Raw genomic sequence first — 23,385 nt, forward strand, 5'->3', positions numbered from 1 at the left:
TACAACAGGCGACAGGAACGAAGGAGTTTCAGCATGGCTGAAGTGGACATCAAAAAGGGTCTTGACGGCGTCGTAGTGGATTACACGTCCGTCTCGAAGGTCAACCCGGACACCAACTCCCTGCTGTACAGGGGCTACCCCGTCCAGGAGCTGGCCGCAAGGTGCAGCTTCGAGGAGGTGGCCTACCTGCTGTGGAACGGTGAGCTGCCCAGCCAGGAGCAGCTGGCGGAGTTCATGGCGCGGGAGCGGGCCGGCCGCGCCCTGGATCCGGTGGTCAAGCAGGTCATCGATGCTCTGCCGGAGACGTCCCATCCGATGGATGTGTGCCGGACGGCGGCCTCGGTGCTGGGCGCCCGGCACCCGCTGGCCGAGGATTCCTCGCGAGAGGCCAACATGGCCAAGGCGATTGACCTGTTTGCTGCCATGCCGGCGGTGGTGGCGTACGACCAGCGGCGGCGCCACGGGCAGGGCGTTATTGAACCCCGTGACGACCTGGGCTATTCGGCCAACTTCCTGTGGATGGCCTTCGGCGAGGAACAGGTGCCCGAGGTGGTGGAGGCCTTCAACGTGTCGATGATCCTCTACGCCGAGCACTCCTTCAACGCGTCCACCTTCACCGCCCGGGTCATCACCTCTACCCTCTCGGACCTCCATTCGGCGGTCACCGGAGCCATAGGCGCGTTGAAGGGCCCACTGCACGGTGGTGCCAACGAGGCCGTCATGCACACCTTCGACGAGATCGGCATCCGGCCGCAGGAGTCACTGGAGGACGCGGCGGCGCGGGCCAAAACATGGATGGCAAACGCGCTGACGCAGAAAAAGAAGGTCATGGGGTTCGGCCACCGCGTCTACAAGCACGGCGACTCCCGCGTGCCCACCATGAAGGCCGCCCTGGACAAGATGATTGCCCACTACGGCCGGCCCGAGCTGCTGGGGCTGTACAACGGCCTGGAGACGGCCATGGAAGAAGCCAAGGCCATCAAGCCCAACCTGGACTATCCTGCCGGCCCCACCTACCACCTCATGGGATTCGACACCGCCACGTTCACCCCCCTGTTTGTGGCCAGCCGCATCACCGGGTGGACGGCACACATCATGGAGCAGCTGGACGCCAACTCGCTGATCCGCCCGCTCAGCGAATACGTGGGCCCGGAGGAGCGGCACGTTCCCTAGGGAGGGTTTTCCGGAAGCACGACGCCGGCCCGGTCACCTCACGGTGGCCGGGCCGCGACGGTTCCCTGGCACTTGTTTAGAAGAGAAGGCTTTCCGAGGAGGCCACGGCTTCGTTGTCGTTGTCCATGGTCACCACGATGTTGACCCTGCCGCCTTCCAGGACTACCGGCAGCCAGTGGTCGGCGTCCTGCCACATCCTGTCCACCGGAAGGCTGGCGGTGTCGAACCAGGCCGGAGCGATCTCGGCGCTCTCGGTGGGCTCACCGTCCCAGCGGACGGCAGTGAACAGCCGGGTGTCCATGTCCCACTCCGGTTTGGCGGGAAACACGAAGCGCACAACGCCCGCGTCCCTCAGGTCTTCGTGCCGGAGCCCGATGTCGGCTTCCTCCCGCACCTCGCGGACCGCGGCTTCGGCCTCGCTCTCCCCCGCTTCGACGTGGCCGCCAATGCCGACGATCTTTCCGCGCCCGAATCCGGTCTTCTTCAGGCCCAGCAGCACTTGCCGGCCGGAAACCCCGTCACGGAGCAGGAAGCAGAGACTAATCCGGGCTGCAGTCATGCGCTCAAGCCTATGGCGTCTGGGGAGTTCTCAATGAAGGAGCGCCAGCGGGCGCTGAATATGCCAAGCTCTACGTGTGACTCCCGAAACTGCACCCGGGATACGGCCGGCCCGCATCTCGAACCTTGACGCCCGGCTGCCGGAGTGGCTGGTGCATAACCCTTTGTACTGGGGCTGGGCCTGGGCCGGTTTCTGGACGGTGCTCATTGTGACGGATGAATTCGTGGACCTGGCGGGCTGGACCTGGTATTTGCTGGTGGCCGCGGCTGCCCTGCCCACGCTGCTCAGCACCCTGGCCGTGCTGCATGTGACTCCACGGCAGCAGGTGAAGGCCGCGCGGGAATCAGTATTGGGCCTGTTCTTCGTGCGTTTCCTGGCGCTCGTTGCGGCATTTATGGTGTGGGCCATATCGGTAGTCCTGAGTGCGTCCATTTCCACTACCATCCAAGCCCTGGCGGGTGATTCCGAGCGTGAAGTGACTGCCCTGGGGTTCAACCTGATGGCAGCCTTGTTTCCGCTGGTGGTGGCCGTCCTGTGGCTGGCGTTTGTTGCCCGTTGTGCCTGGTTCCTGCGGAGGCTTCGCGGCTGGCGGCAGACCCCTGCGCTCTCGCGGGTGCCGAAATCGTTCCTCCGCGGCCGTCCGCGGCTGCGCCGGGTGGTGGTTGGCCTGGCCCATCCGGGGCTGATGTTGCTCGCGGGGATGGGCACGTCCGTGCTGGCTTTCCTGCTGGGCCCGGTGGAACTGACCCTCGAGGCGCTGCCCTAGCTGTCCCCCGGAGAAAATGCAGGCAGCCCAGGGCTGCTCCTGGCAGCCTCAGCCGAGCGCGCGCGGATGGGCCGCAGCGTAGATTTCGCGCAAGGTGTCCGCGGTGACCAGTGTGTACACCTGGGTGGTCGTCACCGAGGCGTGACCCAGCAGTTCCTGGACTACTCGAACGTCCGCGCCGCCTTCGAGCAGGTGCGTGGCGAAGGAGTGCCGGAGGGTATGCGGTGAAACGTCTTTGGTGATGTTGGCCTTTTCTGCCGCAGCCTTCAGGATGGTCCACGCACTCTGGCGGCTGATCCGGCCGCCGCGCGCATTCAGGAACAAGGCTGGCGTGCCTTTACCCTTGGCCGCCAGCAGCGGACGGCCGCGGACCAGGTAGGCGTCCAGGGCCCGGGCTCCGTAGGACCCGAGCGGCACGAGCCGTTCCTTGGAGCCCTTTCCGAAAAGGCGCACGATCGCCGGCCCGGTGTCCGCTTCCTGGAGGGAAATGTCGTCCACATCCAGGCCGACGGCCTCGCTGATGCGGGCACCGGTGGAGTAAAGGAACTCGAGCAGGGCACGGTCCCGCAGGCCGGTGGCGGTATCCGTGCCGGCCGCCTCCAGGATTCTGGTGACCTCGTCCACGCTGATGGCCTTCGGCAGCCGCTTCCCGGGCATCGGCGGATGGACGTCGCTGGCAGGGTCGGTGGGCGTGAACCCTTCCAATGCCCAGAACTTGTGCAGGCCGCGCACGGCGACCACTGTCCTCGCCGCAGACCGCACGCCCAAGGCTGTACCGCCGTCGGACCCGTCCGCCAAGGCACGCACGTACCCCGTGACGTGATGCCGGGTGATGTCTTCGGGCCGGCCGCAGCCCGCGGCCGCAAGGTAACGGGAATACCGGGCCAGGTCCCTGCGGTACGCGGCCAGGGTATTGGCAGCCAGTCCCCGTTCCACCCCCATGTGCTGGAGGTAGTCGGTGATGCCCCGCTCGACGGGCGTTGGAGCCGCCGCCGGGACGGTCACCGCCTCCCCAGCAGGCAATGCCGCTTCAGCCGGGAACACCGCCTCAGCTGGCAGTGCCGAAGGACCAGGGGCCATCAGCGCTGGCTGTGGTGCTCGGGCCAGGGCGCATCCGCTGGCCGGAGCCCGGCAAATCCATCAGCACGGGCAGCTGCCGCCGCAAGGATCCCGACGACGGCGGACGGGTTGTGGAGGCGGCCGGCCAGCACGGACTCCACGGCGTCATCCAGGTTGATCCAGTGGAACTCGATCTCGGCTTCTTCGTCCGTCCGCTCGTGGCGTTCGTGGTGCGGAACCTCGGTGAGGTCTCGGGCCAGGTAGATCCTGATGGCCTCGCTCGAGGAACCCGGTGAATTGAAGACGTCGGCCAGGACGTTCCACGTGCCGGCGGCGAGGTCCGCCTCTTCGGCGAGTTCGCGCGCCGCGCCTGCCTGGAACTCCTCGCCCTCCACGTCCAGCAAGCCTGCCGGGATCTCCCACAGGTCCATACCCACGGGGTGCCGGTACTGCTTGAGGAGGAGGATCTCGCCGTCGTTGTTCATCGGCAGGATGGCAACGGCGCCGGGGTGGTCAATGTAATCCCTGGTGAGGGCTTCGCCGCTGTCCTGCAGCTGGAAGGTATCACTGACCACGTCCCAGATGCGGCCCTCGTAGACCTTCTCCGTGGACAAAAGACGGCGCGGGCTCGGTGCATCCGAAACCTTTACTACGTGGGTGGCTTCGTGTGTACCGGGCATCGCGCCGTCCTTTGTATCGTACGAACTACTTAGCGGCTACCGTACCGGACGGCGCGGCCTCGGCAGCACCGGCACCCTGGGTGGCGGCCGTGTCGGCGCCCGACTGGTGGTCCAGCGCCGCCTTCACCAGGCCGGCAAACAGCGGGTGCGGCCGGGTGGGGCGGGAGCTCAGCTCGGGGTGCGCCTGGGTGGCAACGTAGTACGGGTGGACCTCCGCGGGCAGCTCAACGAACTCCACGAGCTTGCCGTCCGGGGACGTGCCGGAGAAGACCAGCCCTTCGGCCGCGATCTGGTCGCGGTACTTGTTGTTGACCTCGTAGCGGTGGCGGTGGCGTTCGCTGACGGTGGTCTTGCCGTAGGTTTCGGCGATGACCGAACCGGGGTCGAGCTTTGCTTCGTACAGGCCCAGGCGCATGGTGCCGCCCAGGTCGCCGCGGCCCTCAACGAACTCCAGCTGCTCTTCCATCGTGGCGATGACGGGGTACTTGGAATCCGGCTCGAATTCGCTGGAGGACGCGCCTTCCAGCCCCACCACGTTGCGGGCGTATTCGATGACCATGCACTGCAGGCCCAGGCAAAGTCCCAGGACCGGAAGCTTGCTTTCGCGGGCGAACTTCAGCGCGCCGAGCTTGCCCTCCAGCCCGCGGATGCCGAAGCCGCCGGGGACGCAGATGGCATCGACACCGTCCAGTGCCTGGATGGCTCCTTCGCGGGTTTCGCATTCGTCCGAGGGGACCCAGCGGATCTTGACCTTGGTGTCGTTGGCGAAACCGCCGGCGCGCAGGGCCTCGGTCACGGACAGGTAGGCGTCCGGCAGATCGATGTACTTGCCCACCAGCGCGATTTCCACGTGGTGCTTGGGGTTGTGGACAGCCTCCAGGAGCTTGTCCCAGCTGGTCCAGTCCACGTCCTTGAAGGGAAGGTCCAGGGCACGCACGATGTAGGAATCCAGCCCCTGGCTGTGCAGCGTCTTGGGGATGTCGTAGATGCTGGGTGCATCAGCGGCGTTCACCACGGCGTCGATGTCCACGTCGCACATGCGGCCGATCTTTTCGCGCATGGCGTCCGGCACTTCACGATCCGAGCGGATAACGATCGCTTCGGGCTGGATGCCGATGGAGCGCAGCGCGGCGACGGAGTGCTGGGTGGGCTTGGTCTTCAGTTCCTGGGACGGCCCGATGTAGGGAACCAGGGAGACGTGCAGGAAGAAGACGTTGGTCCGGCCGATGTCCTGGCGGACCTGGCGGGCCGATTCGAGGAACGGCTGGGACTCGATATCGCCAACAGTGCCGCCGATTTCGGTGATGATGACATCGGGGGCGTTCTTGCCTTCGGCGGGCAGGCGCATGCGGCGCTTGATCTCATCGGTGATGTGCGGGATGACCTGCACGGTGTCACCCAGGTATTCGCCGCGGCGTTCCTTGGCGATGACGGTGGAGTACACCTGGCCGGTGGTCACGTTGGCCGAACCCTCAAGGTTTTCATCGAGGAAGCGTTCGTAGTGTCCGATGTCCAGGTCAGTCTCGGCGCCGTCATCCGTGACGAAGACTTCGCCGTGCTGGAAGGGGTTCATCGTGCCCGGATCCACATTCAGGTAGGGATCGAGCTTCTGCATAGTTACAGACAGGCCGCGTGCCCGCAGCAGATGACCGAGGCTTGATGCCGTCAGTCCCTTACCGAGCGAGGACGCCACACCACCGGTTACGAAGATGTGTTTGGTCGTCTTGGACGAGCCCGGGAACCGGGAATTTATACGGGAATTTGATCGCTGCACCACGGAATTCGAGCCTATCATCAAATGAGCCTTCCACGGGTCCGGAAACTGTTCCCCAAATGATCCAGTCTGCGGGTCCGGCCGTCCGGGAAGCAAGGGCCGGCCCCTGTTTGCCAATGCCTTGCCGTACCCGGTCAGGCCCGCTGTGGCAGCAGTTTCGCGTCGTCCAGCAGCTCCTGGGCGTGCGCCCGGGCCGATTCCGAGTCCTCCTGGCCGGCCAGCATGCGCGCCAGTTCCCGGACCCGCTCGGGGCCATTGAGGAGGCGGACATCACTCGAGGTGAATCCCGTGGCGGTCTTGCCGTCGGCTCCCCTGACGGAAGTTTTAGTGACGGTGATGTGCTGGTCCGCGAAGGCGGCCACCTGCGGCAGGTGCGTGACCACCAGCACCTGCACGTGCCGGGCCAGCATGGCCAGCCGGCGTCCGATCTCGACGGCGGCACGTCCGCCCACTCCTGCATCCACCTCGTCGAAGACGAACGTGGGGACGGGGTCGACGGCGGCGAGCACCACTTCGATGGCCAGCATGACCCGCGAGAGCTCACCGCCGGACGCCCCCTTGCCCAGCGGCCGGGCCGGGGCGCCGGAGTGCGGCTGGAGCAGGAAGCTGATCTCGTCCGCGCCGTGCGGTCCCAGTTGGCCTGTGGCCTCGAGGTTGATCACCAAGGTGGCGTCGGCCATGGCCAGGGCCTTCAGCTCGGCACTGACCCGGGCGGAAAGGTTCTTGGCGGCCTTGGCCCTGATCTTGCTGATGGCGGCGCCCTGCTTCTGCAGGTCCGCCTCCGCCTTGACCACTTCCGCGTCCAGGGCTTCGATGCGGGTTGAATCGTCCTGCAGTTCATCGAACCGCACGCGGGCTTTTTCGGCCCACTCAAGGACTTCGTCAATGGACGGGGCGTACTTGCGGATGAGCTTGGCCAGGACGGCCCGCCGGTCCTCGATCTCCGCGAGCCGTTCCGGCCCCTCCGTGTCCAGGCTGGCCTGGTAGCTGGCGAGATCAGTGGCGATATCGTTCAGCAGGAAGCCCACCTCGGCGAGGCGGGTTGCCGCGGAGCCGAGTTCGGCGTCGTGCTCGGCCACGTGTTCCAGCGTGCGTTTGGCGGCGTCGACCAGCGTGGTGGCGTCGCCCGCCTCACCGAAATCCTCCGCGATGAGTGCCTGATGTGCCGTGCTCGCGGCGATCCGCAGCTCCTCCACATTGGCCAGCTTCACTGCCTCTGCCTTGAGGAGTTCGTCCTCCCCGGGCTGGGGATCCACGTCGTCGATTTCGGCGAGGGCGGCCTCCAGGGATTCTGCTTCCCGCAGCCGGTCCCGGGCAGCGCTGCGCAGGGTGTCCAGCTCGGCCTGGCTGGATTTCCAGTGGTTGTACAGCTCCTGGTAGCCGGCTAGCTGGCCGGCGAGGGCTTCGCCGGCGAATTTGTCCAGCGCCCCGCGTTGGGCGGTGGCGCCCTTGAGCCTGATCTGGTCCGATTGGCCGTGCACCACCACCAGGGTCTCGCCGATCTCGGCGAGGACGCCCACCGGGGCGGCCCTGCCGCCCAGGAAAGCGCGGCTGCGGCCGTCCGCACCCAGCCGGCGGGCCAGGATCAGTTCCGCGCCGCCGTCGAACTCTTCCGCCTCCGCCCCCGCCTCCAGGGCACGCTCGATGGCGGGATGGCCGGCGTCGAGCTTCAGCACTGCCTCGGCAGTTGCGCTTTTGGCGCCGCTCCGGACGGCACCGGCGTCAGAGCGGGCGCCGAGGAGGAGGCCGACGGCGGTGACCACCATGGTCTTGCCGGCGCCGGTCTCGCCGGTCACCACGCTCAGCCCGGGGCCCAGCGGCAGTGTTGCGTCAGTGATGACGCCCAGATCGCGGATTCTCAGTTCTTCAAGCATGGTTCACTTTGCGGTTGAGGGATCGGGATCGCTGTCCGGCTGCCCGCTGCCAGGCACCTGGAGCGGCGGCATGGGGCGGGGCGTCCGGACGATTGGAATGGGGCCGGTGTGGATGGCGTCAGCCTTGGGGACAGGGCCGCGCCAGCCGTGGATGGGCAGCTCAAACTTGCGTACCAGCCGGGCCGAGAACGGAGTCTGGTGGGTGCGGGCCAGCCGCACCGGGGTGGCTGATTTGGTGACCTCAACGCGGGCGCCCGGCGGCAGGTCCACCGAGCGCCGGCCGTCACACCAGAGGACGCCCTGGGCGTCGGTACGGCCCAGGACTTCGACGGCGAGGCGTGAGCGGGGCGAGACCACCAGGGGCTTGGCGAAGAGCGCGTGGGCGCTGATGGGCACGATGACCAGCGCCTCCACTTCCGGCCAGACTACAGGGCCGCCCGCGGAGAATGCGTAGGCAGTTGACCCGGTGGGGGTCGCGAGCACGATGCCGTCGCTGCCGAAGGAAGTCAGGGGACGCTCATCCACTTCGGTCACCAATTCCAGCATGCGTTCCCGGTTGGCTTTTTCGATCGCTGCTTCGTTCAGCGCCCACGTGTGCCAGATCTTCTGCCCCCGGACCCAGACCTGGACGTCGATGGTCATGCGCTCTTCCACCGTGTAGTCCCGCCTGGCGATCCATTCAACGGTCTGGGCGAGGTCCGCCCGCTCGCTCTCGGCGAGGAAGCCAACATGGCCGAGGTTCACGCCCAGCAGGGGTACATCAACTTCCCGGACCAGCTCGGCCGCGCGGAGGATGGTGCCGTCGCCGCCCAGGACCATCACCAGTTCAACGTCCGGCAGCTGGACGTGGTCGTGAAGCACTTCCACAGGCTGGGCAAGGTGACCGAAGAAGCGTTCCATGTCGGCCAGTTCTGAGTCCTGCATCACCGGGACGATGCCGGAGGCGTGCAGCTGGCCGCAGGCCTCCCAGGCGGCCTTCAGTGATTCCTCGCGGCCGGTGTGGGCGAGGACCAGTACACGCCTGCTCATCAGGTTCCGCTCTCTAGTGGTTGTGCCAGATTCGTCCGAGCAAGGCAGCGGTGGCTGCGTCTCGCTCTTCGATCTTAGGCAACTCTTGGCTGTTCCGGCGGTTTATCCACAGGAAGTATTCGACGTTTCCGTCCTGGCCGGGCAGCGGGCTCTGTGCGAGGCCGCGCAGGTCCAGGCCGGCGTCGAGGGCGGCCCGGGCCACTTTTTCCACCGCCATCCGCCGTTCCCGCTCGGAAGTCACCACCCCGGTGCGTCCCAGCCGGTCCTTGCCGATCTCAAATTGAGGCTTCACCATGAGCACCAGGTCCCCGCCCGGTTCGGTGCATTCCGCCAGGGGCTGGACCACCAGGGTCAGCGAAATGAAGGACAGGTCAGCCACGGTCAGCGCCGCCGGGCCGCCGATGTCTTCGGGCGACATGTACCTCACGTTGAGTCCCTCGTGGACTTCCACGCGCGGATCCTCCCGCAGCTGTGGCACCAGCTGGCCATGCCCGACGTCGACCGCCACCACATGCGCGGCGCCCCGGCGGAGCAGGACATCGGTGAAGCCGCCGGTGGAGGCGCCGGCGTCGAGGCACCTTTTGCCTTGTGCCGAAACCTCGGGGAAGGCATCGAGTGCGCCGGCCAGTTTGTGCCCGGCCCGGCTCACGTAGGTGTCCTGATCGTCATGCAGGACCACCAGGTCCCTGTCCTCAGCGACCTGGAGCGATGCCTTGCCAAGCACCTGGCCGGCTGAGCTGACTTTTCCTTCTGCAATCAGCGACGCGGCGTGGGTGCGCGACCTGGCAAGGCCGCGGGCAACCAGGGCCTGGTCGAGCCGCACCGGCATCAGGCGCCACCGTCCGAGGGGTCCGAATCCAGGGCGCCCCGCAGTTCGTCGTGAAGTGCGTTGTAGACCGCTTCGTGCCCCGCCACAGGCAGCCCAGGCAATGCCGTCAAGGGCGCCAGGGCCTGATGGACGAGATGGTCGGTCACCTCGGGTTGGCTGTCCAGCGGCCAGTCCGGAGAGGGCTGGGCTGCTGCGGATTCGTCAGGCGGACTCAGCTCAGTCATTCAAACAGTCTAATGATCCAGCCAGGCCAGTTGCGGTGCCTTCGCCGCGGAGGCGTCCGGGGTGGCCGCCCACCAGGCCGCACAGGCCGCCCGCCAGGAATCGAGGTTGTCCTGGCTGCCAATGATGCCCACGGCTCCGTTAGCCACGCGCGCCGTTGCTTCACCGCACACGTAGGTGCCGTCGTCGTGCGTCACCTCGGGATAGGGGCGGTAGAGGTCCGTCAGGGAGCTGATGATGTAGTCGGGCCGTTCGGCGGCGCGGGCAGCCAGGATGGTCTGCCGGGTGTCGACGCCGGTCAGTACGGCCACGGTGGCAAAGCCGGCGTTGTTGCCGCCCAGGATGTCCGTGTCCAGCCGGTCCCCCACCACCAGCGGGCGCTCGGCTCCGAGCCGCTTGGCGGCGGAGTGGAAGAGCGGAGCCTCCGGTTTGCCGGCCACGCGGGGCGTCTGGCCCGTGGCAGCAGTGACTGCGGCCACCAGGGTTCCGTTGCCGGGTGCGATGCCGCGGGCCTGCGGGATGGACATGTCCGTGTTGGTGGCCACCCACAGGGTTCCGGCCGCCACAACGTAGGACGCCTCAGCGAGTTCTTTCCAGCCGATGGCGGGGTTGAAGCCTTGGACTACCGCCACTGGGTTCTCGTCCTGGCTGTACACCGGTACCAGGCCCACCAGCTCAATTTCCTCGGCCAGGGCAGGGCTTCCGGTAATGAGCACCCGGGAACCCGGGGGCAGCTCCGAGGCGAGCAGCTCCGCGGCTGCCTGCGACGAGCTGACCACTTGCTCGTCGGCGGCCGGTGCGCCCAGCTCCCGGAGGTGGGCCGCGACCTGCGCCGGGGTCCGGGACGCGTTGTTTGTCACGTAGCCCAGGCCTATGCCCAGGCCCGCAAGCTGCTGGAGTGATTCCACTGCACCGGGGATCGCTTGCGGGCCGGCGTACACCACCCCGTCCAGGTCGGCCAGCAACGCATCGAAACGGGAGATCAGGCTTGCTTCAGTCATCCGCTTAGTCTTCCCGGCGATCCTGGTGGTCCTGCTGGTCCTCTGGATCGTTGGCTTCCGCCAGGTCTTCTCCGTTCTGGTCCAGATCGTCGAGCTCTACCGAGTCCTCGTCAGACTCAGCGTCATCTGAAACGAAGTAGTCCGCTTCCTGGTCATCGATGCTTGCGTCCACCGTTTCTTCGGCTGCGGGCGCTTCCAGTGCCTCGGTGCCGGCAGCGTCCGTGGTTGCAGCATCTGCGGTTGAAGCCTCTGTGATTGAAGCCTCTGTGGGTGCAGCGGAAGCTTCAGCGGCAGCAGGTGCCGTTGCGGCTGCACCGGACGCGCTGGACGCGCGGTCCAGGAGCCGGCGCCGCTCGGCCTCCTCGCGGGCTTCTTCTTCCTCGTCCCAGCCAAGGTCAATGATGTCGGGTTCTTCGTCAACGCCCAGGCCCAGTGCGTTTTCGGCTACAACGGCCTGTTTCTGCCACTTCTCGGCCTCGAAGGTGCGGCCCACGGCCGCCAGTGCGTCTGCATAGGCGCGGAAGAGCCGGGGGCTGTAGGAGAACGCGCGGTTGATATCCAACTGTGCGATCTCCAGTTCTGCAACAGCGGCGTCCAGCTGGCCAAGGTCCGTGCGTGCGCCCGCTGCAACAATGGCAAGTTCAACCTTGCCGGGGGCGTCCAGGTCCTGGGCTTCCTCGGAGCGGACCACGTCGAGTGCGCGGTCGGGGCGGCCCAGCCCACGTTCACAGTCGGCCATCACGGGCAGGTGCACGTTGGAGCCGCTGATCCGGCGGTACGTCCGGAATTCCCGAAGTGCCTCGCCGTAGTGACCGGCCGCGTAGGCGGTGAGGCCTACGGCTTCGCGGACGGCAGCAAGCCTGCCGCCGCGCCGGCTGGCGGCCAGCGCGTGCTGGAAGGCGAGTTCGGGCTCGTCGTCAATGAGGCGGCCGGCCATCACCAGGTGGCGGGCGACCCATTCCGCGTTGTTTGCCTCAAGGGTTTTGATCTGGTGTTGTGTGGCACGGTCAAGCTCCTTGCCCGTGACATCCTCGTCGATGTCCGGAGACCGTTCCCGGTCCGGACGGTTGGCACTGCGGAGGTCGCGCATGTTGGGTACACGGGCCGGGCGTTCTTCCTGGCGGTCGCGACCGAAGGTGCGGGGACCAGCATCGCCGCGGCTGGGACGGTCGCTGCTTGGACGTTCGCTGCGGTCGCCAAACGGCTTGCGGTTTTCTCCGCCACCAAAGCCCCGGCGGTCACCTTCACCGTCACGGCGCGGACGGTCACCAAAGGACCGGTTATCGCGGTCACCATAAGGCTTCCTGTCGCGGTCCCCGAACGGCTTCCGCTCTCCACCACCAAAACCACGACGGTCACCCTCGCCATCGCGGCGCGGACGGTCACCAAAGGACCGGTTATCGCGATCACCATAAGGCTTCCTGTCGCGGTCCCCGAACGGCTTCCGCTCTCCACCACCAAAACCACGGCGGTCACCCTCGCCGTCACGGCGCGGACGGTCACCAAAAGGCTTACGGTCACGGTCACCGAACGGCTTCCGCTCTCCACCACCAATGCCCCGACGGTCACCTTCACCCTCGCGGCGCGGACGATCGCCAAAGGACCGGTTATTGTCGCGATCACCGTAGGGCTTACGCTCTCCACCACCAAAGCCCCTGCGGTCACCTTCACCGTCCCGGCGCGGACGGTCACCAGCGGACCGGTTGTCCCGGTCACCAAAAGGCTTCCTGTCGCGGTCACCGAACGGCTTACGCTCTCCTCCACCAAAACCACGACGATCGCCCTCGCCCTCGCGGCGCGGACGGTCACCAAAAGGCTTCTTGTCGCGGTCACCGAAAGGCTTCCGCTCTCCGCCACCGGCTGCACCCCTGGAGGGATCGGAGTTGTCCCGGTTGGTGCGGGACCGGAAACCGCGGGGCTCGCCGCCTGAGTTGTTGTGTCCGCGGAACCCGCCGCGGTCATTCCCGCCGCGGTTGCCGCCGTTGTGCTCAGCCATGTGGATTCCTCCTGTTGTGAGCCGACCACTGGCGCAATCGCAGCCGCTCGTATCCGTGTTTCGTTTCCTACGCAACCCGAAATCAAGCGCTTCGAAGTCCGTACATCTTCATCAATTCTAGTGGAGTTGCCTCCCCGGGCAGGACCGGCCCAAGGCCAAAGAACTGCATCGTGGCAATCTTCACACCGACGCCCCATCACCTCCTGCAGGTTTTGGAGCGACGCGCCATCACGTCCTGCAGGCTTCGACCCAACGCCCCATCACTTCCAGGAGTTCGACGGCGGCGCTGCTCCCCTGGTGATAGTGCGTTCGCCCGGTGGGCTCGGAAGCTGATGGGGCGTTCCGGGATGTGGGACGGGACGTGATGGAGCGTCCCCTGGATCGGTGCGGGAGGTGATGGGGCGTTCCCCGGACCGGTGCGGGAGGTGATGGGGCGTTCCCCGGACCGGTGCGGGAGGTGATGGGGCGTTCCCCGGACCGGTGCGGGAGGTGATGGGGCGTTCCCCGGACCGGTGCGGGAGGTGATGGGGCGTTCCCCGGACCGGTGCGGGAGGTGATGGGGCGTTCCCCGGACCGGTGCGGGAGGTGATGGGGCGTTCCCCGGACCGGTGCGGGAGGTGATGGGGCGTTCCCCGGACCGGTGCGGGAGGTGATGGGGCGTGTTGGCGGTTTTGGGGGTTAAAGCAGAGTAGGGCCCTGACGTCGTTTGTCAGGGCCCTACTCTTTAATTTATGTCCGGCGGTGACCTACTCTCCCACACCCTCCCGGGTGCAGTACCATCGGCGCTGTGGGTCTTAGCTTCCGGGTTCGGAATGGGACCGGGCGTTTCCCCCACGCTATGACCGCCGTAACCCTTCTACCCGTCACACACCCTTTGCGGGGTGGTGTGGGAAATCTGTGGTTACAACATGTTCTGCAGTGATGCAGCAGTGGTGTTGTTATTCAATTGTGTGTTCCTGTGGCAACGAAACCATTGGTTTGGTTTGTTGTTTGGGAACCACATAGTGGACGCAAGCAGTCTTGTTTCTTTTTACCATCACCTGGTGTGAACGTCTTTGAAGAGTCCGTTCACGGTGAATGGTGTGTGGTGTAAGTTATCGGCCTATTAGTACCGGTCAGCTTCACGAGTCGTTAGTCCTCGCTTCCACATCCGGCCTATCAACCCAGTGGTCTGGCTGGGGGCCTCTCACACACAAGGTGTATGGAAATCTCATCTTGAAGCGAGCTTCCCGCTTAGATGCTTTCAGCGGTTATCCCATCCGAACGTAGCTAATCAGCGGTGCACTTGGCAGTACAACTGACACACCAGAGGTTCGTCCGTCCCGGTCCTCTCGTACTAAGGACAGCCCTTCTCAAATTTCCTGCGCGCGCAGCGGATAGGGACCGAACTGTCTCACGACGTTCTAAACCCAGCTCGCGTACCGCTTTAATGGGCGAACAGCCCAACCCTTGGGACCTACTCCAGCCCCAGGATGCGACGAGCCGACATCGAGGTGCCAAACCATGCCGTCGATATGGACTCTTGGGCAAGATCAGCCTGTTATCCCCGAGGTACCTTTTATCCGTTGAGCGACGGCCATTCCACAATGTACCGCCGGATCACTAGTCCCGACTTTCGTCCCTGCTCGAGATGTCTCTCTCACAGTCAAGCTCCCTTGTGCACTTACACTCGACACCTGATTGCCAACCAGGCTGAGGGAACCTTTGGGCGCCTCCGTTACTTTTTAGGAGGCAACCGCCCCAGTTAAACTACCCATCAGGCACTGTCCCTGACCCGGATTACGGGCCGAAGTTAGATGTCCAAAGTGACCAGAGTGGTATTTCAACGATGACTCCACCCGAACTGGCGTCCGGGCTTCAACGTCTCCCACCTATCCTACACAAGCCACTCCGAACACCAATACCAAACTATAGTAAAGGTCTCGGGGTCTTTCCGTCCTGCTGCGCGTAACGAGCATCTTTACTCGTACTGCAATTTCGCCGAGTTTATGGTTGAGACAGCGGGGAAGTCGTTACTCCATTCGTGCAGGTCGGAACTTACCCGACAAGGAATTTCGCTACCTTAGGATGGTTATAGTTACCACCGCCGTTTACTGGGGCTTAAATTCTCAGCTTCGCCGTGAGGCTAACCGGTCCTCTTAACCTTCCAGCACCGGGCAGGAGTCAGTCCGTATACATCGTCTTGCGACTTCGCACGGACCTGTGTTTTTAGTAAACAGTCGCTTCCCCCTGGTCTCTGCGGCCCCGATCCCCTCCGGACAGCTTGTGTCCATCAAGGTTGGGGCCCCCCTTCTCCCGAAGTTACGGGGGCATTTTGCCGAGTTCCTTAACCATAATTCTCTCGATCGCCTTAGTATTCTCTACCTGATCACCTGTGTCGGTTTGGGGTACGGGCGGCTAAAACCTCGCGTCGATGCTTTTCTCGGCAGCATAGGATCACCAAATCCCCCCAAACGGGGGTCCCATCAGATCTCAGGCATCATGAACAGCGGATTTGCCTACCGTTCGCCCTACATCCTTAGACCGGGACAACCATCGCCCGGCTCGGCTACCTTCCTGCGTCACACCTGTTAATACGCTTGCCTCCCAGGATCAGGTCCTGCGCTCCACCAAAACCCTCACACCACAAGGGTGATCGGGCAGGTCTCGGGCAGTTAGTATCCCCTGTTCAGCATGGGCGGTTTTTCGCCGGTACGGGAATATCAACCCGTTGTCCATCGACTACGCCTGTCGGCCTCGCCTTAGGTCCCGACTTACCCAGGGCAGATTAGCTTGACCCTGGAACCCTTGATCATTCGGCGGACGGGTTTCTCACCCGTCTTTCGCTACTCATGCCTGCATTCTCACTCGTGTAGGCTCCACCGCTGGTTTACACCGCGACTTCACCGCCCACACGACGCTCCCCTACCCATCCAGACGCCTGAACCACAAGGGCTTAGCAAAAATCTGAATGCCACAACTTCGGCGGTGTACTTGAGCCCCGCTACATTGTCGGCGCGGAATCACTTGACCAGTGAGCTATTACGCACTCTTTTAAGGATGGCTGCTTCTAAGCCAACCTCCTGGTTGTCTGGGCAACTCCACATCCTTTCCCACTTAGCACACACTTAGGGGCCTTAGTTGGTGGTCTGGGCTGTTTCCCTCTCGACTATGAAGCTTATCCCCCACAGTCTCACTGCTGCGCTCTCACTTACCGGCATTCGGAGTTTGGCTGACGTCAGTAACCTTGTAGGGCCCATTAGCCATCCAGTAGCTCTACCTCCAGCAAGAAACACGCAACGCTGCACCTAAATGCATTTCGGGGAGAACCAGCTATCACGAAGTTTGATTGGCCTTTCACCCCTACCCACAGCTCATCCCCTCCATTTTCAACTGAAGTGGGTTCGGTCCTCCACGACGTCTTACCGTCGCTTCAACCTGGCCATGGGTAGATCACTTCGCTTCGGGTCTAGATCACGCCACTGCAACGCCCTATTCAGACTCGCTTTCGCTACGGCTTCCCCACACGGGTTAACCTCGCGACGTAACACTAACTCGCAGGCTCATTCTTCAAAAGGCACGCCGTCACAACTACAAGGCTGCTCCGACGGATTGTAAGCACACGGTTTCAGGTACTGTTTCACTCCCCTCCCGGGGTACTTTTCACCTTTCCCTCACGGTACTGGTCCGCTATCGGTCATTAGGGAGTATTTAGGCTTATCAGGTGGTCCTGACAGATTCACACGGGATTTCTCGGGCCCCGTGCTACTTGGGATACTCTCCAGGCGGTACACAACATTACGGTTACGGGGCTCGCACCCTCTCTGGCCGGCCTTTCAAGACCGTTCACCTATGCCTGCACATCACACCCCACTGTCCCGGCAGAGACAGAACGGAAAGTCCCACAACCCCGACCATGCAACGCCCGCCGGCTATCACACATGGAACGGTTTAGCCTGATCCGCGTTCGCTCGCCACTACTAACGGAATCACTATTGTTTTCTCTTCCTGCGGGTACTGAGATGTTTCACTTCCCCGCGTTCCCTCCACGCACCCTATGTGTTCAGATGCGGGTCACCAGATCACTCGCGCGTCTGGCGGGGTTTCCCCATTCGGACACCCTGGGATCACAGTCCGGTTATCGACTCCCCCAGGCTTATCGCAGATTCCTACGTCCTTCTTCGGCTCCTAATGCCAAGGCATCCACCGTGTGCTCTTAAAAACTTGACCACAAAAGATCAAAAAACTAATTCACGAGAGAACCACGAAAACCAACCACACCCAACAACCACCAACCCCCAAAAAGGGGCCAGTCATCACCAAGCGCAGCCAGATCCAGGTTCATATTCTTGGAAATTGCTTCTTATAAAAGATGCTCGCGTCCACTATGTAGTTCTCAAACAACAACCCCAAACCACACACCCCACACAACAACCCCCGAAAGGGCCTCCGCGCATGATCGGTGCAGCCAGGAAACCAGAAACAAACAAACCCAGGGGAACCACAGCCAAAGCCACGAACAACCCCCGGCCCTGTTGCCTCAGGACCCAACAGTGTGCCAAACACTAAACCACCCGCACCCCAACCCCGCCGTTCCAGGACACCAAAGCATCCGTACTAGACAAGAAAGAAACACAAGCAGCCGCTATTTGTTGATATTCCACCCATGAGCACCCGCCGCAGAACTTGCGTCTGCGCAACGGGCTTTTACTCCTGACAAACCCCCACACCACATACATGGCATGAACAATCCGTAGGTGCTCCTTAGAAAGGAGGTGATCCAGCCGCACCTTCCGGTACGGCTACCTTGTTACGACTTAGTCCCAATCGCCAGTCCCACCTTCGACAGCTCCCTCCCACAAGGGGTTAGGCCACCGGCTTCGGGTGTTACCAACTTTCGTGACTTGACGGGCGGTGTGTACAAGGCCCGGGAACGTATTCACCGCAGCGTTGCTGATCTGCGATTACTAGCGACTCCGACTTCATGGGGTCGAGTTGCAGACCCCAATCCGAACTGAGACCGGCTTTTTGGGATTAGCTCCACCTCACAGTATCGCAACCCTTTGTACCGGCCATTGTAGCATGCGTGAAGCCCAAGACATAAGGGGCATGATGATTTGACGTCGTCCCCACCTTCCTCCGAGTTGACCCCGGCAGTCTCCTATGAGTCCCCACCATCACGTGCTGGCAACATAGAACGAGGGTTGCGCTCGTTGCGGGACTTAACCCAACATCTCACGACACGAGCTGACGACAACCATGCACCACCTGTAAACCGACCGCAAGCGGGGCACCTGTTTCCAGGCGTTTCCGGTTCATGTCAAGCCTTGGTAAGGTTCTTCGCGTTGCATCGAATTAATCCGCATGCTCCGCCGCTTGTGCGGGCCCCCGTCAATTCCTTTGAGTTTTAGCCTTGCGGCCGTACTCCCCAGGCGGGGCACTTAATGCGTTAGCTACGGCGCGGAAAACGTGGAATGTCCCCCACACCTAGTGCCCAACGTTTACGGCATGGACTACCAGGGTATCTAATCCTGTTCGCTCCCCATGCTTTCGCTCCTCAGCGTCAGTTAATGCCCAGAGACCTGCCTTCGCCATCGGTGTTCCTCCTGATATCTGCGCATTTCACCGCTACACCAGGAATTCCAGTCTCCCCTACATCACTCTAGTCTGCCCGTACCCACCGCAGATCCGGAGTTGAGCCCCGGACTTTCACGGCAGACGCGACAAACCGCCTACGAGCTCTTTACGCCCAATAATTCCGGATAACGCTTGCGCCCTACGTATTACCGCGGCTGCTGGCACGTAGTTAGCCGGCGCTTCTTCTGCAGGTACCGTCACTTTCGCTTCTTCCCTACTGAAAGAGGTTTACAACCCGAAGGCCGTCATCCCTCACGCGGCGTCGCTGCATCAGGCTTGCGCCCATTGTGCAATATTCCCCACTGCTGCCTCCCGTAGGAGTCTGGGCCGTGTCTCAGTCCCAGTGTGGCCGGTCACCCTCTCAGGCCGGCTACCCGTCGTCGCCTTGGTGAGCCATTACCTCACCAACAAGCTGATAGGCCGCGAGTCCATCCAAAACCACAAAAAAGCTTTCCACCAACCACCATGCGATGATCAGTCATATCCGGTATTAGACCCAGTTTCCCAGGCTTATCCCAGAGTTAAGGGCAGGTTACTCACGTGTTACTCACCCGTTCGCCACTAATCCCCCCAGCAAGCTGGAGATCATCGTTCGACTTGCATGTGTTAAGCACGCCGCCAGCGTTCATCCTGAGCCAGGATCAAACTCTCCGTTGAAGAAAAACAGACACAACCCCCAGCCCCGGGAAAACGGGACCAAAAGCTGCACAAAATTTGAAACCAGCTGTAAAAACCAGACCACCCACAGGGGCGGGCAGCCCGGCAAATCCAACCAATTTAATAAAAAATCGGTATCAACAAACTTGGCACACTATTGAGTTCTCAAACAACAGACACATTCGAATATTCCCGAAACAATCCATTCAATGAATTTCTATTCCGTATTTCTTCGCTGCGATGTTTCAATCTTATTTCATTCAATTTCACTTTGCAAATCCGGTTATTTTTCCGGAATTCACTCGGTGGAATGAATCCGCCCAGCAAAAAAGCGAAGCATTTTCTTCAATCCACGCTTTGCGCGGCCAAGAATTGCTTCTTATTTGTTGGGGGTTTGTCACCACTCGGCGGTGGCGACTCAGAAAACAATACACGCCCCTCCGCGGGCGTGCAAATCGCCTGCGGAGGAGCGTGCAAAGTGTGTTTCTTTGGGCTAGGGAACCAGTACTTCGACTGTGGCCAGGTTCTTCTTGCCCCTGCGCAGGAGGAGGTACTGCCCATGCAGGAGTTCGGACTCCGGGATCACAGCTTCAGGGTCCAGCACCTTCTCGTTGTTCACATAGGCTCCGCCCTCACCAACCGTGCGCCGGGCAGCAGACTTGCTGTCCGAAAGACCGGAGGCAACCAGCAGATCAACGATCCCAAGCGCGTCCACCTGAACAGTGGTGGAGGGAAGCTCTGAGGTAGCCGCCTGCAGCGTCGACTTGTCCAGCGCTGACAGGTCACCGTTGCCGAACAGCGCAGCCGAAGCGGCGATGACCTTTTCGGTGGCCTCCACTCCGTGCACCAGCGAAGTGACTTCGAAGGCAAGCTTCCGCTGGCCTTCACGGGCAAACGGACGTTCGGCGACTGCCTGGGCAACTTCTTCAATCTCCGACCGGGTCAGGAAGGTGAACACCTTCAACCGGTCCACAACGTCAGCGTCTGCGGTGTTGAGCCAGAACTGGTAGAAGGCGTACGGGCTGCACATGCCGGCGTCGAGCCAGATGGCGTTGCCTTCGCTCTTGCCGAACTTAGTACCGTCCGAGTTGGTGATCAACGGGGTTCCCAGGGCGTGGACGCTCTTGCCCTCCACCTTGCGGATCAGCTCGGTACCACTGGTGAGGTTGCCCCACTGGTCCGACCCGCCGGTCTGCAGCATGCAGCCGTAGTCCCGGTACAGCTGGAGGTAATCCATGCCCTGAAGGATCTGGTAGCTGAACTCGGTGTAGCTGATGCCCTCGTCGGAGTTCAGCCGCGAAGCCACGGCGTCCTTGCGCAGCATGGTCCCCACGCGGAAGTGCTTGCCTACTTCACGCAGGAAGTCGATGGCGCTCAGCGGCGCTGTCCAGTCCAGGTTGTTGACCATCCGTGCAGCGTTGCCGCCCTCGACGCTGAGGAACCGGCTCACCTGCGCCTGCAGGTAGCCCACCCATTCGGCCACGGTGTCCTTGGTGTTCAAGGTGCGCTCGGCGGTGGGGCGGGGGTCGCCGATCAGGCCGGTGGAACCGCCCACGAGCCCGAGGGGCATGTGGCCGGCCAGCTGCAGCCGGCGCATCACGAGCAGCTGGACCAGGTTGCCCAGGTGGAGGCTCGGTGCGGTGGGATCGAAGCCGCAATAGTACGTGACCGGTGCACCGGCGAGGAGCTTTTCCAGCTCTGCTTCGTCGGTGGAGACGTGGACCAGGCCACGCCACTTCAGTTCCTGCCAGACGTTGGCAAAAGTGGGGTCGTTCTGTTGCGATTCGAGGCTGTTGATTTCCGGCACGCCTTCTAAGTTAGCAGTATTACCGGGCGCGGGCGCCGGACGAAGGCCCGGGCACCCGCGCCCCGAAACGGGACACCAGCCAGAAAGGGTCAGCGCTTGATGCCGGCCGGTACGGGCTCGGCAGCAATCAGCCGGAGCCGCTGGGTGGCGCGGGTCATGGCAACGTACAGGTCCCCCACCTTGCCATGCTCGTGGTTCAGCATCGTGGCGGGCTCCAGCACCACTACGCCGTCGAACTCCAGGCCTTTGGCTTCACGGGGGCTGATCACCACGATGTCCTGCTCGTAGCTGCCGGCACCGGTGCCGATCCGGCGGCCATACTCGGCGCGCAGGGCGGCGGTGGCCTCCGGCAAAAGGTGACCGTCGGCGATGACTGCCAGCAGGCCGCCGTCGAGCGCTCCCAGTTCTTCCGGCAGGACCTCCAGCAGGCGGCTGACCACCTGGCCCGGCTCCACCTCATCAATGACGGGCGACCAGCGCCCTTCCCGCACGGCCTTCGGCGCGGAAACCACAAGCCCCGCCGCGTTGGCCATCCGGACCGCCGCCTCGGCAATCTGGGACGGGGTGCGGTAGTTGACGGTCAGTTCTTCCAGCTGCCAGCGGTCCCCGAACATCGGGGCGAGCGCACCCTGCCAGGAATTCGCCCCGGCCACGGAACTCGTCTGCGCGATGTCCCCCACTATGGTGAAGGACTTCAGCGGGCAGCGGCGGACCAGCAGGCGCCACTGCATGGGCGAAAGTTCCTGCGCCTCATCCACCACAATGTGCCCGAAGGCCCACGTGCGGTCGCTCGTGGCACGCTCCGCTGCGGTCAGCCGCGCTTCCTGTTCCTGGTTCTGCTCTGCCAGTTCCTCGGCGGACATCAGCGGATCAACCCCGGCTGCCTCCATGTTGACCAGCGTCTGCTTGGCGTTGGCCAGATCCCGGGCGCGGTCATGCTCCTGCTGCGCCAGGCCCCGGCCGGCTGCGGGGTCCAACTCGCCCAGGAGCTCGGCGGCTTCGTCCAGCAGCGGGACATCGGACTCGGTCCAGGGCGCGTCAGCGGGCCGCAGCAGCAGGGCTCGCTCGGCCGGAGCCAGGTGCGGAGTGCAGAACTCCAGCACAGCCGGCTTGCTGAACAGCTCCGAGATCAGCTTCTCGGGCGTCATCGGCATCCAGCACAGGTTGAGGGCAATCCGCACATCACGGGCGGTGCGGACGTCCTCGGCCAGGTAGGAGCGGTCCGCGTTGTTGCCGATGTTCCCGGCTTCCACCAGCTCGGTCATCTGCTCCGTCAGTTCGCGCAGCAGGATCTTGACGAACGTCACGCGGGCCTCGTTGTGTGGCTTACCGGTGGAACGGGCACGTTCACGGGCACGGCGGACCTGGCGCGGGGTCAGCACCAGCCTGCGGCCGTCCACCTCCAGGATCCGGTTCTCCGCGGGAATGCGCTGGCGGTTGGCCACGGCGTTGGCCACGATGGCAGCCATATCGAGGCGTCCCTTGATGGCCGCGACGTCGGCATCAGGTTCCGGAACGGCGTTGATGCCGGGCATCAGGCGGCCCACGCTGGCCATTACGACGCCGGTCTCGCCCAGCGAAGGCAGCACCCTTTCGATGTACTTCATAAACGACGACGACGGGCCCACCAGCAGCACGCCGGCAGACTTCAGTCGGTCCCGGTGGGTATACAGCAGGTAGGCGGCGCGGTGCAGCGCCACAGCGGTCTTGCCCGTGCCGGGTCCGCCCTGGACCACCACGGCACCGGAGATGGAGGACCGGATGATGCGGTCCTGTTCGGACTGGATGGTGCTGACGATGTCAGACATCCGGCCGGTGCGCTTGGAGTTCAAGGCCGCGAGCAGGGCGCCTTCGCCCTGCAGGGACTCGTCGTCCGTCAGCATGTCGGCGTCGAGGACATCATCCTCGATGGCTTTGACTTCGCGGCCCTGCAGGATCAGGTGGCGGCGGCGGCGGACGCCCTGCCGGTCGAAGGCTGTGGCCTGGTAGAAATGCCCGGCTTCGGGCGCGCGCCAGTCCACCATGAGCCGCTGCAGGTCCTCGGTGGTGAGGCCGATACGGCCGATGTACTGGGCTTCCCCGGAGTCCAGGTCCAGGCGGCCGAACACCAGCCGGTCATCCACCGCATCCAGCTGCGCCAGGCGGTCCTCATACAAAGCCGCGAAAGCATCACGCTCGGAAACGTTCTGCATGGTGCCCACGGCCCCTGCCCGCCGGACCTGCGCAAGCTGCTTGCGCTTTTCCTCGCGGAGCTCCTCCAGCCGGGCATACAGCCCGGCAACATAGTCCCGTTCGTGGGCCAAATCGGCGTCGAGCATTAACGTTCCCCTATCGCAAAAGACA

Annotated in this window: 15 protein-coding genes and 3 rRNA genes; 3 read left to right on the top strand and 15 right to left on the bottom strand. The window is 63.4% G+C overall.

What is annotated here, in order from left to right:
- Positions 1 to 33 precede the first annotated feature (33 nt).
- Positions 34 to 1,173 (top strand): bifunctional 2-methylcitrate synthase/citrate synthase, encoded by a 1,140-nt coding sequence (locus tag QF047_RS12910; RefSeq protein ID WP_307277610.1) that lies wholly within the window; start codon positions 34 to 36, stop codon positions 1,171 to 1,173.
- 76 nt (positions 1,174 to 1,249) lie between these two features.
- Here QF047_RS12910 and QF047_RS12915 read toward each other — a convergent pair whose 3' ends face one another.
- Entirely contained in the window at positions 1,250 to 1,732 is a 483-nt protein-coding gene (locus QF047_RS12915; RefSeq protein WP_307277612.1) for an 8-oxo-dGTP diphosphatase, read from the bottom strand.
- A 76-nt stretch (positions 1,733 to 1,808) separates the two neighbouring features.
- Here QF047_RS12915 and QF047_RS12920 point away from each other — a divergent pair, with 76 nt between their 5' ends.
- Complete coding sequence (locus QF047_RS12920) at positions 1,809 to 2,498, top strand: hypothetical protein (RefSeq protein WP_307277615.1); 690 nt, start codon at positions 1,809 to 1,811, stop codon at positions 2,496 to 2,498.
- A 48-nt stretch (positions 2,499 to 2,546) separates the two neighbouring features.
- Here QF047_RS12920 and xerD read toward each other — a convergent pair whose 3' ends face one another.
- From xerD to QF047_RS12965, 9 genes are all read right to left on the bottom strand, one after another.
- Entirely contained in the window at positions 2,547 to 3,578 is a 1,032-nt protein-coding gene (gene xerD, locus QF047_RS12925) for a site-specific tyrosine recombinase XerD (protein ID WP_307277618.1), read from the bottom strand.
- Positions 3,578 to 4,237, bottom strand: coding sequence for an NUDIX hydrolase (locus QF047_RS12930; RefSeq protein WP_307277621.1), 660 nt, complete (start codon positions 4,235 to 4,237; stop codon positions 3,578 to 3,580). The genes xerD and QF047_RS12930 overlap by 1 nt, the downstream gene beginning before the upstream one ends.
- Before the next feature lie 25 nt (positions 4,238 to 4,262).
- Complete coding sequence (locus tag QF047_RS12935) at positions 4,263 to 6,032, bottom strand: CTP synthase (RefSeq protein ID WP_307277623.1); 1,770 nt, start codon at positions 6,030 to 6,032, stop codon at positions 4,263 to 4,265.
- A 113-nt stretch (positions 6,033 to 6,145) separates the two neighbouring features.
- Positions 6,146 to 7,885, bottom strand: coding sequence for a DNA repair protein RecN (gene recN, locus QF047_RS12940; RefSeq protein WP_307277626.1), 1,740 nt, complete (start codon positions 7,883 to 7,885; stop codon positions 6,146 to 6,148).
- 3 nt (positions 7,886 to 7,888) lie between these two features.
- Positions 7,889 to 8,914: an NAD kinase gene (locus QF047_RS12945; RefSeq protein ID WP_306632878.1), complete on the bottom strand. Its 1,026-nt coding sequence runs from the start codon at positions 8,912 to 8,914 to the stop codon at positions 7,889 to 7,891.
- A 13-nt stretch (positions 8,915 to 8,927) separates the two neighbouring features.
- Entirely contained in the window at positions 8,928 to 9,743 is an 816-nt protein-coding gene (locus QF047_RS12950) for a TlyA family RNA methyltransferase (RefSeq protein WP_306632876.1), read from the bottom strand.
- Positions 9,743 to 9,967 carry a hypothetical protein gene (locus tag QF047_RS12955; RefSeq protein WP_306632875.1) on the bottom strand — a complete coding sequence of 75 codons (225 nt, stop codon included), beginning with the start codon at positions 9,965 to 9,967 and terminating at the stop codon, positions 9,743 to 9,745. The genes QF047_RS12950 and QF047_RS12955 overlap by 1 nt, the downstream gene beginning before the upstream one ends.
- Before the next feature lie 9 nt (positions 9,968 to 9,976).
- Positions 9,977 to 10,966, bottom strand: coding sequence for an HAD-IIA family hydrolase (locus tag QF047_RS12960; protein WP_307277634.1), 990 nt, complete (start codon positions 10,964 to 10,966; stop codon positions 9,977 to 9,979).
- Between the two features lie 4 nt (positions 10,967 to 10,970).
- Entirely contained in the window at positions 10,971 to 11,903 is a 933-nt protein-coding gene (locus QF047_RS12965) for a hypothetical protein (protein ID WP_307277637.1), read from the bottom strand.
- Between the two features lie 6 nt (positions 11,904 to 11,909).
- Between QF047_RS12965 and QF047_RS12970 the strand changes: the two genes are divergently transcribed.
- Entirely contained in the window at positions 11,910 to 12,896 is a 987-nt protein-coding gene (locus tag QF047_RS12970) for a hypothetical protein (RefSeq protein WP_307277639.1), read from the top strand.
- Positions 12,897 to 13,695: 799 nt separating this feature from the next.
- On the opposite strand, the gene rrf is transcribed toward QF047_RS12970, so the two are convergent.
- From rrf to QF047_RS12995, 5 genes are all read right to left on the bottom strand, one after another.
- A 5S ribosomal RNA gene (rrf, locus tag QF047_RS12975) occupies positions 13,696 to 13,812 on the bottom strand.
- Positions 13,813 to 14,046: 234 nt separating this feature from the next.
- Positions 14,047 to 17,171: ribosomal RNA gene (locus QF047_RS12980) — 23S ribosomal RNA — on the bottom strand.
- A 538-nt stretch (positions 17,172 to 17,709) separates the two neighbouring features.
- A 16S ribosomal RNA gene (locus tag QF047_RS12985) occupies positions 17,710 to 19,235 on the bottom strand.
- Together the 16S, 23S and 5S rRNA genes form the textbook arrangement of a ribosomal RNA operon.
- A gap of 493 nt (positions 19,236 to 19,728) precedes the next feature.
- On the bottom strand, positions 19,729 to 21,042 hold the full coding sequence (gene tyrS, locus QF047_RS12990) for a tyrosine--tRNA ligase (protein ID WP_307277642.1): 1,314 nt from the start codon (positions 21,040 to 21,042) through the stop codon (positions 19,729 to 19,731).
- 89 nt (positions 21,043 to 21,131) lie between these two features.
- Positions 21,132 to 23,360: an AAA family ATPase gene (locus QF047_RS12995; protein WP_306639027.1), complete on the bottom strand. Its 2,229-nt coding sequence runs from the start codon at positions 23,358 to 23,360 to the stop codon at positions 21,132 to 21,134.
- Positions 23,361 to 23,385 lie beyond the last annotated feature (25 nt).

It is taken from the genome of Arthrobacter sp. W4I7 (genome assembly GCF_030816215.1).
GTDB classification, from domain to species: domain Bacteria; phylum Actinomycetota; class Actinomycetes; order Actinomycetales; family Micrococcaceae; genus Arthrobacter; species Arthrobacter siccitolerans_A.